The organism is Motilibacter deserti, from assembly GCF_011250635.1.
GTDB lineage: Bacteria > Actinomycetota > Actinomycetes > Motilibacterales > Motilibacteraceae > Motilibacter_A > Motilibacter_A deserti.
This window is the reverse complement of sequence record NZ_JAANNP010000011.1, coordinates 26158-40016: the sequence shown is the minus strand read 5'-3', so window position 1 is coordinate 40016 and position 13859 is coordinate 26158. Positions and strand designations below refer to the sequence as shown.

Annotated in this window: 11 protein-coding genes and 1 tRNA gene; 5 read left to right on the top strand and 7 right to left on the bottom strand. The window is 73.9% G+C overall.

Annotated elements, in window-relative coordinates; all coding sequences use genetic code 11:
• Positions 1-136: 136 nt before the first annotated feature.
• Entirely contained in the window at positions 137-283 is a 147-nt protein-coding gene (locus tag G9H71_RS13670; protein ID WP_166282687.1) for a hypothetical protein, read from the bottom strand.
• 221 nt (positions 284-504) lie between these two features.
• On the opposite strand from G9H71_RS13670, the gene G9H71_RS13665 reads away from it, so the two are divergent.
• Positions 505-741, top strand: a complete 237-nt coding sequence (locus G9H71_RS13665; protein WP_166282685.1) for a hypothetical protein — start codon at positions 505-507, stop codon at positions 739-741.
• Between the two features lie 151 nt (positions 742-892).
• Here G9H71_RS13665 and G9H71_RS13660 read toward each other — a convergent pair whose 3' ends face one another.
• The 5 genes from G9H71_RS13660 to aqpZ all read right to left on the bottom strand — a co-directional run bounded on the left by G9H71_RS13660 (position 893) and on the right by aqpZ (position 9522).
• The gene (locus G9H71_RS13660; RefSeq protein WP_166282749.1) at positions 893-1798 is read right to left on the bottom strand and encodes an LppX_LprAFG lipoprotein; all 906 of its coding nucleotides are present in this window, start codon (positions 1796-1798) and stop codon (positions 893-895) included.
• Between the two features lie 129 nt (positions 1799-1927).
• A complete protein-coding gene (locus tag G9H71_RS13655) occupies positions 1928-2191 on the bottom strand; it encodes an excalibur calcium-binding domain-containing protein (protein WP_166282747.1) in 264 nt (87 codons plus the stop codon).
• 126 nt (positions 2192-2317) lie between these two features.
• Positions 2318-3289, bottom strand: a complete 972-nt coding sequence (locus tag G9H71_RS13650) for a sugar phosphate isomerase/epimerase family protein (protein ID WP_166282745.1) — start codon at positions 3287-3289, stop codon at positions 2318-2320.
• Positions 3290-3620: 331 nt separating this feature from the next.
• Positions 3621-8480, bottom strand: coding sequence for an Ig-like domain repeat protein (locus G9H71_RS13645; RefSeq protein ID WP_166282743.1), 4860 nt, complete (start codon positions 8478-8480; stop codon positions 3621-3623).
• Between the two features lie 223 nt (positions 8481-8703).
• Entirely contained in the window at positions 8704-9522 is an 819-nt protein-coding gene (gene aqpZ / locus G9H71_RS13640) for an aquaporin Z (protein ID WP_166282741.1), read from the bottom strand.
• 337 nt (positions 9523-9859) lie between these two features.
• Here aqpZ and G9H71_RS13635 point away from each other — a divergent pair, with 337 nt between their 5' ends.
• Both G9H71_RS13635 and G9H71_RS13630 read left to right on the top strand, forming a co-directional pair.
• On the top strand, positions 9860-10723 hold the full coding sequence (locus G9H71_RS13635; RefSeq protein WP_407939740.1) for an alpha/beta fold hydrolase: 864 nt from the start codon (positions 9860-9862) through the stop codon (positions 10721-10723).
• Complete coding sequence (locus G9H71_RS13630; protein WP_166282737.1) at positions 10720-12546, top strand: putative bifunctional diguanylate cyclase/phosphodiesterase; 1827 nt, start codon at positions 10720-10722, stop codon at positions 12544-12546. The genes G9H71_RS13635 and G9H71_RS13630 overlap by 4 nt, the downstream gene beginning before the upstream one ends.
• Before the next feature lie 27 nt (positions 12547-12573).
• On the opposite strand, the gene G9H71_RS13625 is transcribed toward G9H71_RS13630, so the two are convergent.
• A tRNA-Lys gene (locus G9H71_RS13625) sits at positions 12574-12646 on the bottom strand.
• A 285-nt stretch (positions 12647-12931) separates the two neighbouring features.
• Here G9H71_RS13625 and G9H71_RS13620 point away from each other — a divergent pair.
• Positions 12932-13330: an STAS domain-containing protein gene (locus tag G9H71_RS13620; protein WP_166282735.1), complete on the top strand. Its 399-nt coding sequence runs from the start codon at positions 12932-12934 to the stop codon at positions 13328-13330.
• Complete coding sequence (locus tag G9H71_RS13615; protein WP_166282733.1) at positions 13327-13818, top strand: STAS domain-containing protein; 492 nt, start codon at positions 13327-13329, stop codon at positions 13816-13818. Before G9H71_RS13620 ends, G9H71_RS13615 begins: the two co-directional genes overlap by 4 nt.
• The last annotated feature ends 41 nt before the right edge of the window (positions 13819-13859 follow it).

Below are 13859 nucleotides of genomic sequence, written 5' to 3'. Positions count from 1 at the left end.
CGGGGCGGCGCGCTACGAGCCGGGGCGGCGCGCTACGAGCCATGGGCGGCGTGACGAGCAGGGCGGAAGGAGCCAGCGCGGCGAGGCGACGTGCGGGCGGTGGCGACCGCGTCCGGCGAGCGCGGCGCCGGAGGGGCTAGGTGTCCTGCAGCCCGAGAGCGCGGTCGATCTCGCCCTGGCTCAACTGCCCGTCGCTCGACGATGCAGCGATGACGAGATCCCCGAAGAGCTGGATCTCGGCCAGCGCCATCGGGTCCTGCACACGAGTGTCGGGCTCGGTCACGCGCAGCCCTCCCTCACCTCGCACGGCATCAACCTCCGGCCGCCACGCTAGTGCGCTTCCCATGTCGCCACCATGACATGACCGGGTCATCACCCATCGTGGCGGAACTAGTCGGCGGGTGTAGCCCGAACCCCGTAATTCGGACCAGGAGCTGGTCCGGATGGACTGGTTGGCTAAGAACTTCCTGAGAGGAGGTTTGAGCGGCGCGGTAGCGTTGAGCCGTGCACCTCCCCACGGTCGAGCATCGCGGATCCTTCGCCCACGCCACGTGCCCCTGCGGCTGGTCCGGCCCCGGCCGGCGGGCCGTCGCCCGCGCCGCAGACGACTGCGCCGCCCACGAGCTGCTCGCCGACGGGGCTGCGGCCCTCGTCCCCGCTCCCCGCCCCGCGGAGGGGCGTGCCGTCGAGGCCACCTCCGTCGAGGACAGCCCCGTGGAGGCCGTGCCCGCCGCAGGCTGAGGCCGACCGACCGCCACACCGAGCTCGCCACACGAGCGCGCCACACGAGCGCGCCACACGAGCGCGCCACACGGAGCGGGGTCCCAGAGCCCAGACACACGACCGGCCGGCACCCCAAGGGCGCCGGCCGGCCGCCTACGTCCAACCGCCCTCAGGCCCCGGCGGTCGCCGCCGGCGCGGGCTCCGCGCTGTCCCCGCCCAGGCCCGACCCGAGGCCCGGCGCCTCGCGCACCGAGCCCGGGGCCGGCGTCTGGACGGTCACCGGGGTGCCGAAGTCGTAGAGCTCCACCGTGACCGTCAGGGACATCCCGGCGGTGTCGTCGGTCGGGGCCGGCTTCGGAGCAGAGCTCGCGCCGCCCGCCGTGCCCGCGCCACCCGCGGAGAGCGTGAGCTTGCGCAGCTTGCCCTCGTCGTCGATCCAGGCCTCGAAGGGCCAGTCCTGCCCTAGCGCGCTCAGCTGGTCCTGCTGGGCCTGCGGCAGGTCCTTCGCAAGCTCACTGGCGTCGATCGTGCCGGTGTAGTGGTCGGCCTGGTCGCCGCCGCGCACCGCCTCCTTGCCGACGAGCTGCACGTCGTCGGTGGCGGCGCTGAGCGTCCCGAGCGCGGCGGCGGGGTTGCCGGAGGCGAGGCCGCCGATCCCCTGCGGGACCTCCTGCTTGATCCACTGGCCGGGGCTGGCCGGGTTCTGGACGTAGATCACGTCCTTGGCGACCACGGTCTTCACGCTGACCGACTGGCCGCCGATGCCGGTCTTGACCGTCAGCTGGCCCTTCTCGGCGGCGAAGTCGAAGGCGCCGGTCGCGCTGACGTCCTGCGCCTGGCCGGCCATGCCGACGCCGGCCGTGAGCTCGACCCGGGCGGTGCCCGCGGCCATGGTGGCGGCCTGGCTGGCCTGCAGCACCTGGGCGAAGTCGGCGGCGGACCCCGACGCACTGGGCGAGGCGGCCGCGCTGGCTGCGGCCGCGGGGGCGGACGACTCGTCGGAGTCGCTGCCGCACGCGGCCGCCCCGAGGGCGAGGACGGCGGCGAGGGCGGTGGCGGGGATCGCGCGGTGCATGGTCTCCTCAACGTGCCAGCGGTGGCGGCCGTGCCCGTGCCCGGCCTCCCCCCATCCTGTGCCCCGCCGCGCGGGTCTACACGCCGAGCCCTGCGAGCCTCCCTCGGACGGGGCGCGTACGCCCCCGCCTCACTGCTCGCAGGCGATGCCGTCCTTGTCCCGGTCCTTGTTCGAGTTCGCGGTGTAGAGCGCGGTGTCCACGTGCGGCTTGTAGCGCGCGGACCCGCCCCCGCGCCGCTTGTCCTTCGCGCCCTTGCGCGCGATGCCGCCCTTGTAGTCCTGGTGCACCGCGTCACAGTTCCGGTAGGACTTCGGCGCCGCCTCCGTGGAGGCGGCGCCGAGGCCCCACGTCGCCACGACCATCGCGAGCACTGCCACACACCGGCGCGTCATGTCGGCTCCTCTCCCCCGTGCCGCGCTCAGCCTAGGAGCCGGAGTTCCTCGCTTTCAGTCGAACGAGTGAGATTGCCGAATCAGCGATCTTCCGTGCTGGCACGACCGCCACGAGCAGCGACCAGCTCAGTAGACGACGTTGCGAAGGAACTCGTAGCCCGCGCGCGCGGTGGTCAAAGCATCGGCGGGCTTGCGCGGCGGCACGCCCGCGTCGTCGCGCTCGACGATGAACTCGTCGGTGCGGGCGATCGCACCGGCCCGGAAGATCCGCCGGAAGTCGATGACCCCCTTTCCCGGGTCGGTGAAGGGGATCCCGGGGTCGAACGTCGCGCTCATGTCCTTGACGTGGAACTGGCGTACGCGACGGCCGAGGCGGGCGATCAGGTCGACCGGGTCGCGGCCTCCGCGCACCACCCAGAACAGGTCCATCTCGAGGTGGACGTACCTGCGGTCGGTCGTGGCCGTAAGGACGTCGAACGCCGTCCGAGTCGGGTGCCCGGCGAGCGGGAGGAACTCGTGGTGGTGGTTGTGGTAGCCGAGGCTGATGCCGCGCCGTCGCGCCATGAGGCCGGCCCGGTTGAGGTCGCGCGCGAAGGCCTGCCACGCGGACGCGCTGCGGACGGCACCGCCGCCGCCGAAGTCGTACCCGAAGAGCGGGTGGACGATGTAGCGCTGGCCGAGGGTGACCGCGTCGTCGAGGGCGGCGCCCCAGGTGTTGGCGTCGAAGGGCTGCGGGATGCCGGCGTGCCCTGAGGTGGCGCGGATCCCGTTGTCGTCGAGGATCTGCTTGAACTGAGCGGCGGTACGCCCGTGGAAGCCCGCGTGCTCGACGCGGCGGTAGCCGATGTCACGCAGCGCGGCGATGGTGCCGGGCAGGTCGGCCGCGAGCTGGTCGCGCAAGGTGTAGAGCTGGATGCTGATGCGGTCGCGCGGGACGCGGGCCGCGCGGGCGGCCGGGGCCGCTTCGGCGGGCGACGCCAGCAGACCGGTCGCGGCGACGGCGGCGGCAGAGCCGGCAGCGGCCTTGAGCAGGCCGCGCCGGCCGAGAAGCTGGTCGGACTCCTCTGCGGTCAGAGGAGGAGTGTGTCCTGTGCACATCCTGCAGGTCCTCGTCTTCGAGTCCGGTGCCCGCCCGATCGGACGGGCCGAGTGCGAGCGCAAGCCGGCGCACGCGGACGCACCGACGCCGGCTCTGGCGGCGTCGGGAAGAGACGGGGTCAGGGCGAGGGCGCAGGAGCACCGGGCAGCGCCGCTGCCCGACAGCAGTCGAAGGGCCGCTCCCTCCTGCACCCGGCGCGGGCCCCGGGCCTCGGCCCCGGGACGCGTGTCGCGCGCACTGGCTCCGTTGTCAGTACGGACGACATTCCTACGCCCGACCAAGGGCGCGCGTCCACCCGGGACCCCAGCGGTGCCCCGGCTGAATCCCGCGCTACTGGTAACGGACCGGCGCCGCGTGACGGCCGAGCACCGACCCGTCCGGGGCGTACACCGAGACGGTGAGCTCGTAGTCGCCGCGGGAGTAGCCGAGCGGCAGGTGCCACGCGAAGTAGACGAACGAGTCGGTCTGGGGCTCGTAGAACATGCAGTTCGCGGCGTCGGGCGCCGGTGGCCCGGCGACCGGCTGTGCCGCGATGCGCACCCGGCACGCGTTCGCGAGCGCCTGGGCCTCGGCGTCCGGGATCGGGCGGCCGTCGCTGCCGAGGGCCTGCGTGCGCACAAAGACCCAGGCGCGCGGGTCGGCCGAGAAGACGCTGACGCCCGGGTCGCTGAAGGGCGCGGAGAAGCGGCCGACCACGTACGTCCCATTGACGACGAGGGGCAGGGTGACCGTCGCCGAGCCGGCGGCGTTGGCCGCGGTGAGCACGACGCGATAGGTGCCCGCATCGAGAGGCGTACCACTGATCACGTATCCCGCATCAGGTGTCCCGGTCAGCACGAGGCCGCGGGGCAGGCCGGACGCGGTGAGCGTCGGAGCGGGATGGCCCGACGTCGACACGGCCGCCGAGTAGGCGACGGTGCGCGTCGCCGCGGGCAGCTCGGTCGTGAGGACCGCGGGCGACCCGAGGACGTCGAGCGTCGCCGACGCGGTGGAAGAGGCGAACACCGCGTCCTCGGTGCCCGTCGCTCCGCCCGCCGGCAGCGGGACGTCCATGCTGGCGAAGTAGGCGCGGACGGTGAGCCGTCCGGCCGGCAGCGGCAGCTCGCCGAGCCGGGCCGTGCCCGAGCTGTTGGTCGCGCGCGCCACGGTCGCCAGCACGCGGCCGCTCGCGTCCGACACGACGAGGTAGACGGTCTTCGAGCGCACCGGCAGGCCGCGCGCGGTCAGCGTGGCCGACACCCCCGTGTCCCGAGCACCCGGGCCCTGCGTGATGACGAGGCTGGTCCCGGCCTTGCTGACCGTCACGGGGATCGGGTCGCTCGCGGCCGGCGACAGCGTCGACGAGCCCTCGAACGCGGCAGTGACGTCGTGCACGCCGGGCGCCGCCAGCAGCGGGAGGTCCGTACGCGCCACTCCGGCTGCGTCCGTGACGACCGTGCGGGAGGTGCCGCCGATGGCGAACGTCACCGGCTGCCCGGCCCGCTGCGGCGCGGACAGCGTCATCTGGACCGGAAGCGTGCTTCCGTAGACGCCCGACGTGCCCGCGGGCAGGGCAAGCGTCAGGGCCGTGGGAACGGTCGCCGCCGTGGGGTCCACGCCGGGGGTGTAGTAGGCCCCGGAGTTGTCCGCGACCCCGACGAGGCCGACGCCGTTGACCGCCTGCACGAGGAAGCGCACGTCGGCCGCGGACTGCCCGGGCGCCAGCTGGAGCCGGGCGGTCCAGCGGGTCGAGTCGTCAGGGTCCTGCACCAGGTCGACCGAGGACCAGGTGCCGTGCCACGGCGAGCCGGGGGTGCCGGTGTAGGTAACCCAGGCCTGCTGCACGCCTGCGGCCGGGTCGCCGACCACCTGCGCGGAGAGAGTCACGGCGCTGCCGTCGATGTCGGCGCGGACGCCCGACAGGCTCGGCGGGGAGCTGAGCGCGGGCACGTTCTGCCCGTACTGCTGTGTGTTCGAGCTGTAGAAGAGCGAGAAGCCGAGGCTGGAGTAGGCCCGCTGCGTCGTCGTGGACGAGCCGGGGGCGTCCGAGCGGTACTGCGTCGGGGTGAGCATCAGCCGGGTCTGGCCGGTCGCGCTGCCCTCGGCGATGGCGTCGAAGTAGTTCACTCGGGCAAGGCGGTTCGGGAAGAACGCGGCCGAGACGAACGGCCCGTGCACGGAGCTGTACTCCGTCGCGGGGGCGCCCGTCAGCGGTGTGACGCCGTCGGTGTCGGTGTAGGTGCCGCTGCGCAGCCCGACGCCGCGCAGGACCCGCCCGGGCGCCGAGACGTTCTCGTTCACGAGCGGGAGCGCCGGCTCGGCGGGGTTGGTGAGCAGCCCGTCGGGCCCGGTGAGGTACGTCGCGGTGACGTCGGGCCCCTCGGTGCTCTCCAGCGGGCGGGCGACCGGGGTGAGCGTCGGTGTGACGGACACCTGCGCGACCTGCAGGCCGAGGCCGCCGGCATTGCTGCCCGGCCCCGTCGTGACCGGCACGGGGTCGGCGATTGAGCTGTCGTCCTCGACCGTCAGGCGCTGACCGGGCAGGTCGACGCCGAGCATCGGCAGGCCGAAGAGCGTCGCCTCGAGGAGCGCCTTCTCGTGGATGCCGCGCAGCTCAGGGGTGTCCGTCAGGTACTCCCGCTTGGCCTCGGCGAGCGCGTCACCGATCCCGACGGGGCCGGTGCCGGTGCGCAGCTGCCGGGTGAAGCCGAGGTAGAGCCGCTCGGAGTACTCGAGGAAGTCGGTGTCGCCGTACTGGTAGCCCGTGCCCGCGATGAGCGTCGCGCCTTGTCGGGCGAAGGCCTGCGACCAGTCGAGCGGGTCGGTGACCTGCGGGATGCCTTCGCCGTCGACGATGCTGTATCCGGAGTGGCAGCCGGCGCTGTAGACGAGGGCGTTACTGAACAGGCCCGGCGGCGCCGCGGCGATCTCCGCGGTGTCGATCGTGGTCTCGTCGTCGGCGGCCAACGCGTCGTTGGCGCTGAAGTGGCCGGCTAGGAAGACCATGTCGTGACGGGACCCGAGCAGCGACTGGCGCAGGTCGTCCGCGGTCCACGACGTGCTCCGGCTCGGCTGGCCGCCGGGAGGCGTCTTCGTGCTCGGGGGCACGCCCTGGTCGGTGACGAGCGTGTCGTTGCGGGTGCCGCCGATGCCGGACCGCAGCTCGGCCGCGACGGCGTCGGCGGCGTCGGTCAGGAAGTCGTATCCGGTGACGAGCGAGGACGTGGGCGCAGGCAGCACTCCCCCGGCCAGGCCGAGGAAGTTGTCGATCGTCAGGCCGATCTCCTCGGGCGTCTCGACGAGCCGCCCCACCGCGAGGTCGGGGACGGGCATCGTCGCGCCCTTGGTGGCGACGTCGAACTCGGCGCCGTACGCGTCCTGGCCGAGCACCTGGTTGCGGCGCAGGGCCGCCTCGGACGGCGAGTCGTGCTCCACCGGCGGGACGTAGTCCTCCTCCGGGCCCAGGCCGGAGCGGTCGGCGTAGCGGAAGAACGGGATGACGGCGTCGTCCCCGACGAGGACGACGCTCTGCAGCGACCCGGCGCCGTCGCGGTAGGAGTTGACGATGTCGCGGATCGCCTGGGCAACGAGGTTCTTCGCGTACGGGCAGCTGGGGTTGTCATCGGCCTGCTGGTTCAGCCGGCGGACCTTCGCGCTCGCATTCAGGTCCACGACCACGCCGTCGACCCGCGCGGCGAGCGCGTCGAGCTTCTGGGCGAGCTGGGCCTTCTGCGCCGCCGTCCCCGGCACGCGCGCGCTGTCGGTCAGGACGACCGTGGCGCGACCGCTGCCGCCGGGAAGCGTGGGCTCGGACGCGTACTCCTGCACCTGCCCGCACGTGGAGCCGTTGACGGCCGCGGTGATCTCGAACGGGTCGGTCGAAGAGGCGCCATTGCGGCCTTGCACGCGCACGTAGTAGTAGCCGGTGTTGTTCCACGTCGAGGCGGTGATGTCCTCGGACGCGGTGCCCTCACGCGCCGAGACGCCGACGAGGGTGCGCGCCTGGGCGTTGGAGTAGGCCTTGAGGAAGACCTCGGGGCTGAACACCGACGGGGAGAACACGGACGGGCTGAACACCGAGGGGCTGAACACCGACGGCGAGAACACCGCCGGGCTGAACACCGAAGGGCAGAACACCGACGGCGAGTACACCGACGGGCTGAACACCGGAGGGCTGAACACCGACGGGGAGAACACGGAAGGGCTGAACACCGACGGCGAGAACACCGACGGGCTGAACGCGTCCCCGGCGAACTCGGCGCTCAGCCGGGTGAGGTCGTCTACCGACCCGGCGCCGTCGGCGTACATGCTGTCGAACGCCTTGCCGATGTCGCTGAACAGCGTGACGTCGTAGTTGGCCGGCGGGCCGGGCAGGCGGACGGTGACGGTGCTGTCGGGCGCCACGGCGAAGCGGTACCACCGCGCCTGCCCCGGAGCGTCGAGGTAGCCCGTCGCGCGGCCGGTCGTGCTGATGTCGGTCGCGAGCGGCCAGGCGAGGTTGCCAGGGTCCGCCGGCGAGGGCTCCATGTCACCGAACGTCAGCTGCCGGCAGACCAGCCGGAAGTACTCCAGCCCCGCCGCCGATCGCCCGTCGACGCCGGTGGCCACGGCCCCCGGGGCGCACGCGACCGGGTCGCGCAGCGGGCCGTCGTCGACGCCCAGGGGCCGGGTGGCCGTACGCGCCCCCAGCGTCCCGTCGCTGTGCAGCGGCGCACAGACCAGCGTGAGCTCGTCGACCCGGGTCGTGGCGCGCGCCTCGAAGCCGACGACGAGCGCGTCGTCGGGGCACACCGCGCCCCCGCCGATACCGGGCACGTCGGCGTCGAGCGTGCCGGCCAGGAACTGCCCGCCGAGGCTGGCGCGGCCGTCCTCGACGACGACCCGCCGGCACGCGACGCCCACGGTGCGGACGTAGCCGCTGACGGTCCCGACGAGGCCGGTCAGCACCGCCGGCACGGGGCAGGCCGCGGTCCCGGGGCGTCCCGCGCTCTCGGTGCCGTAGCCGGCGGTGAACGTGGCGGGGCCGAGCTCCGGCGTGGTGACCCCGGGCGGGATCGCGGCGGCCACCGCGTCGGCCGGCGGCGCGGCTCCCGCGGCCAGCGCGGGTGTCGCCGGCACGACCAGTCCGAGCAGCGCGACGGCGAGCACGGCACGCAGCAGCCGGCGCCCCGGCAGGAGTCGTCGCGACCTTGCGATGGAGCCGGCGTACACGGGCCCTCCCTCGTCCGGCGCGGCTGTCCTCCGGCTCTGTCGCCCCTGTCCCCTGACGGGCGATCGGTCTCCCGCCGGCCGGTCCGCACCCGTGGTGTCCTACCAGAATCCGGCACACCGAGGAGCCGCAATGACGCATTCGGTGCCGATTCATCCCCTTGCACAATCCACAACCGACGGCGAATATCGCCCGCGGACATGGAATTGCCGTGAAGCGGGAGGCTCAGCGCCCCTCCTGCCCTGCGCGTCCTGTCGCGTGCCGCCGGGGCCGGGGGCGCTTGTCGTCCTGCGCCGGGACGGTCGCCGCCGTCGGGTCCTGGCCTTCCTCGGCGCTGGCCTGCGCACCGTACGCGCCGGTGACGAACGGGTAGGCCAGCCCGGCGATCACCGCCCCCAGCAAGGGAGCCAGCCAGAAGAGCCACAACTGCTCGATCGCCCAGTCGCCCAGGATCAGCGCCGGCCCGGTCGAGCGGGCGGGGTTCACCGACGTGTTGGTGACCGGGATCGACACCAGGTGGATCAGGGTCAGCGCCAGGCCGATCGCCAGCGGCCCGAACCCCTTCGGCGCGCGCCGGTCCGTCACGCCCAGAATGACGAACAGGAAGGCCGCGGTCATGACGATCTCCGTGACGAGCGCCGCGGTCAGCGAATACCCCTGCGGTGAATGATCGCCGTAGCCGTTGGCCGCGAACCCGGACTCGTCGACCGAGAAGCCGGGACGCCCGTTCGCGATGGCCGCGAGCACCCCCGCCGCGGCCACGGCCGCGATCACCTGGGTGACGACGTACGGCAGCACGTCGCGGCGCTCGAACCGGCGGGCCAGCGTGAGCCCGACGGTCACCGCCGGGTTGAAGTGGCCGCCGGAGATGTGGCCGACGGCGTACGCCATCGTGAGGACGGTGAGGCCGAAAGCGAGCGAGACCCCGAGCAGGCCGATCCCCACGTCGGGCACGCCGGCGGCGATGACCGCCGCGCCGCACCCTCCGAGGACGAGCCAGAACGTGCCGAGGAACTCGGCGGCCAGGCGGTTCTGAAGGGGCATCGAGGCCTCCGCGAGGGCGTGCGGGATCGGCGCTGCCACGGGCCGCGCCGGGCTCGTCCTCGGCTCGGCCGCCGGCACCGCCACCGTACGACTGCGAGCGGGCGAACGACACCCCCTCGGGGCCCGGTTCGTCGTGCCGACGCGCGCGCCACGCCCGGTCGCCGGAGGATGCGGCATTCGGCTCAAGTGCCTCCGCGGACCTGCCGACTGGGGAGACGAGGGTGTCGATCGGCCGACCAACGCCGCGGCCCTCCCGACGATGGAGGACGTCGTGACCGCTGTCACCGAAGACCAGGCCCTCGACGCTGCGAAATCCGGAGCCCTGGTCCCGGCCGTGGTGCCCGCGCCGCGGCCGGCCCCCCGCGACCCCGCGGCCGTCCTCGCCCGCCACGCGGTGACCGAGGCCGGAAGCCCGGACGGCCCGGTCCTCCTGCTGTCCCACGGCTTCGGCACCGGCCAGGACGCCTGGCGCCGGCTCGTGCCGCACTTCCCCGACCACCGCGTCGTCCTCTTCGACCACCTCGGCTCCGGCCGCTCGGACCTGTCGGCCTTCGACCACGAGCGCCACGGGCGGCTCGGCGGCTACGCCGAGGACGTCCTCGACATCTGCGCCGCGCTGGACCTGCGCGACGTCACGCTCGTCGGGCATTCCGTGAGCGCGATGGTGGCCGTTCTCGCCGCCGCCGCCGACCCGGGCCGCTTCGCCGGGCTGGTGCTTCTCGCGCCCTCGCCGCGCTACGTCGACGACCCGGAGACGGGGTACACCGGCGGCTTCTCGCTCGAGGACATCCACGAACTGCTGGAGTCCCTGGACAGCAACTACTACGCCTGGTCCGCGGCCATGGCCCCCGTCGTCATGGGCAACCCCGACGCCCCCGAGCTCGCGGCCGAGCTCGAGCGCGGCTTCGTCGGCACGCATCCCGACGCGGCCCGTACCTTCGCCCGGACGCTCTTCCTCACCGACACCCGCGCGGTGCTGCCGCGCGTCGACGTGCCCGCCCTCGTGCTGCAGTGCCGGCACGACGCGCTGGCGCCTCTCGAGGTCGGCGACGCGGTCGCGGCCAGCCTGCCGCAGGGAGACCTGGTCCGGCTCGAGGCCACCGGCCACTGCCCGCACGTCAGCGCTCCGGACGAGACGGCTGCCGCCATCCGCGCACACCTCGCGCGCCGCGCGGCTGCACGCCCCACCGGAGCGGCGTGACGTCCCCCGGCGGCGACGCCGAGCGCCTGCTGTGGCAGCGCTCCCCCTGCGCGCACCTGGTGCTGGACGCGACCGCTGCGACGATCCTGGACGCCAACGACACCTTCACCGGCTGGAGCGGCCACCGCCGTGAGGACGTCGTCGGCACGCCGCTGAGCGCCCTGCTCCCCGTCGGCGATCGCATCCTCTGGACCACCTCTGCGCTCCCCAAGCTCGAGGTCACCGGACGGGTCGAGGAGGTCGTCGTCCAGCTGGTCGGCGCCGACCGGCAGCGGCTCGCCGCCCTCCTGACGGCGCATCGCGTCGAGGACGAGAAAGGCGAGGCGTACGTCGCGGTCGCGCTGTTCAGCGCCACCGAGCGGCGCCGCTACGAGGAGGACCTGCTCGCAGCCCGCCGACGGGCGGAGGCCTCCGAGGCCCGCCGCGCCCGCGCCGAGGCCGGGCTGCAGCACCTCGTGCACCACGACGCGCTCACCGACCTCGCCAACCGGCCCGGGCTGCTCGCCGCGCTGCACACCGCGCTGGCCGGCCACGGCGCCCGACAGTTGCGGGGCGGCGTACCTGCGGCCGGGCGCGCGACCACGCCGGCCGTGGTCTTCATCGACCTCGACGGCTTCAAGGCCGTGAACGACAGCACCGGCCACGCCGGAGGCGACGAGCTGCTCGTCGAGGTCGCCGCGCGGCTGAAGGCGGCCGTACGCGCCGGTGCGCTCGTCGCGCGGCTGGCCGGGGACGAGTTCGTCGTCCTGGACGAGGTGACCGGGCCCGAGGAGGCCGCGGGCCTGGCGCAGCGCCTGCTCGCGGCCCTCGCCGTCCCCATCGTCATCCGCGGCGTCGAGGTCGTCGTCTCCGCGAGCGCCGGCATCGCCGTCGCGGGCGACGAGGACCCCGCCGCGCTCGTGGCCGCCCCCGCCGCCGCCGCCGACGCCCTGCTCCAGCACGCCGACGCGGCGATGTACCGCGCCAAGGCCAGCGGGCGCAGCGGCTGGGAGGTGCACGACCCGGCCGCGCGCGACGACACGGCCGACCGGCTCCGGCTGCTCGAGCAGCTCCGTCACGCCGTCAACGACGGGCAGCTCCGGCTGCACTACCAGCCACGCTTCGACCTCGCCGACGGGCGCATGGCCGGGGTCGAGGCGCTCGTCCGCTGGGCGCACCCCGTCCGCGGCCTCCTCGCGCCCGGCGAGTTCATCAACGTCGCCGAGGAGTCCGGCCTCATCCGCGAGCTCGGAGCCTGGGTCCTCGAGGAGGCCGTCGCGCAGGCGGCCCGGTGGCAGGACCAGGGCGTCGACCTGCAGGTCTCGGTCAACCTCTCCGCCCGCCAGCTCGCCGACCCCGGCCTGCGCGACTGGGTCACCACCGCGCTCGCCCGCCGCGGCGTACCCGCCTCCCGGCTGGTGCTGGAGATCACCGAGACCGCGCTCATGAGCGACCCCGTCACCGCCATGACGACGCTCACCGCCTTCAAGGCCCTCGGCGCGACGGTCGCCGTCGACGACTTCGGGACGGGGTACGCGAGCCTGGCCTACCTGCGCCGCTTCCCCGTCGACGAGCTGAAGATCGACCGGTCCTTCGTCGCCGGGATGACCGAGGACGCCGGAGACCGCGCCATCGTCGCCAGCTGCATCCACCTCGCCGGTGCCATGGGGCTGGTCAGCGTCGCCGAGGGGGTGGAGACCGAGGCGCAGCGCGACGCGCTGATCGCGCTGGGGTGTGATCTTGCGCAGGGGTATCACTACGGTCGGCCGGTGCCGGCGGACGAGCTGGTGCTGCCGAGGGCCCGGGGGCTGCTGGGGAACGTGGCGCAGCTGGCAGCTTCGTGAGTGCGACCGGACTGCGGTGACACGGGGTGGGCCGCCAGGGGATCGAACCCTGAACCCGCGGATTAAAAGTCCGCTGCTCTGCCAATTGAGCTAGCGGCCCGACCGGCCCTCGAACCCGGCGAAGCCGCCCGTGGGAGGACCCGCACGAGGACTCGGCGTGATCGAGACCCGGCGCAAGAGTACCGGCGACAGCTCGGCAGCCCGCCCAGAGCGGGGGATCCGCCTGCGCTGCCTGGCCCCGCAGCCCGAACACGCGTACCGTGACGAGCGCGTCCCATCGTGGGACGTAGACCCTCCGCTCGCCGGGGGGAGACGGGCGGCCCACGTGGCACGCACACCTGCTCTGGTCAATGGCCTCGCTCATCCCGCACCGGCAGGTGCCGGGATGCGTACGGAGCGCCGTGACACCTCCTCCGAGAACGTCCTCGCCGTCGGGGGTGACGTGCTCGAGGCAGACGCGCAGCGGCTGGCCTCGGTCGTGCTCGACGCGGTGAACGCCCACGACGACCGCCGTGACGTGATGATCGACGCGCACGGCGTGACCGCCTTCCCCGACTCGGCGTTCTGGGCCCTCGTCCGCGGCCGGTCCCGGGCGAAGTGGAAGGGCCGGCGCCTCGTCGTGCTCGACTCCCCCGAAGGTGTGCTCGCGCGGCACATCCGGAGCCATGGCCAGCAGGACCGGCTCCCCGTCTACGCCGACGCCGCGGTCGCCGCAACGGCCTTGTCGCAGGCCCGTCGCGTCCTCCGTGAGGGTGTGATCGGGTTCGGAAAGGACCCGTCGTGACGGAGACGAGCGGCTTCGCTCGGGTGCGGGCCCACGAGACGCCGGACGAGCTCGTCGTCGAGGTGTCGGGCGACGCCCCCGACGCGCAGAGCCACGACCTGCGTCTGATCGTCGAGCAGCATGTGGCGACCAGCGCGAAGCCGCTCGTGCTCGACCTCACCGGGCTCACCAGCTGGGAGCACGAGGCCCAGGCGTTCTTCCTGCACCTCGTCCGTGAGCAACGGGCGCGTGGCCGTAGCGCCGAGATCATCCGGTTGCAGGGCACGGCGGAGACGCAGGCGTACGCCGCCGGCATGCGCGCCTACTTCCGCTCGCCGCCAGGATCCGACTCCCTCGACGAGGCCACGCCGGAGCCGGCCACGACGCCGGCGCGGCCGCGGCCCGCACACGCGCGACGGCCCGGCGCCTCCTCGACCTGCCAGTACGGCCACCCCGCCGGCGCGTCCGGCACCCGGTGCGAGCAAGGGCACCTCCTCCTGCCGCTGTGACCAGGCGGGGGCGGAAGGGCTCAGGAGCGGGACCGGGCGAC

Bases quoted from the DNA above. Each gene is read 5' to 3' on its own strand.
- G9H71_RS13660 (WP_166282749.1), bottom strand. From the start codon at position 1,798: ATGCACCGCGCGATCCCCGCCACCGCCCTCGCCGCCGTCCTCGCCCTC.
- G9H71_RS13655 (WP_166282747.1), bottom strand. From the start codon at position 2,191: ATGACGCGCCGGTGTGTGGCAGTGCTCGCGATGGTCGTGGCGACGTGG.
- G9H71_RS13650 (WP_166282745.1), bottom strand. From the start codon at position 3,289: ATGTGCACAGGACACACTCCTCCTCTGACCGCAGAGGAGTCCGACCAG.
- aqpZ (WP_166282741.1), bottom strand. From the start codon at position 9,522: ATGCCCCTTCAGAACCGCCTGGCCGCCGAGTTCCTCGGCACGTTCTGG.
- G9H71_RS13620 (WP_166282735.1), top strand. From the start codon at position 12,932: ATGCGTACGGAGCGCCGTGACACCTCCTCCGAGAACGTCCTCGCCGTC.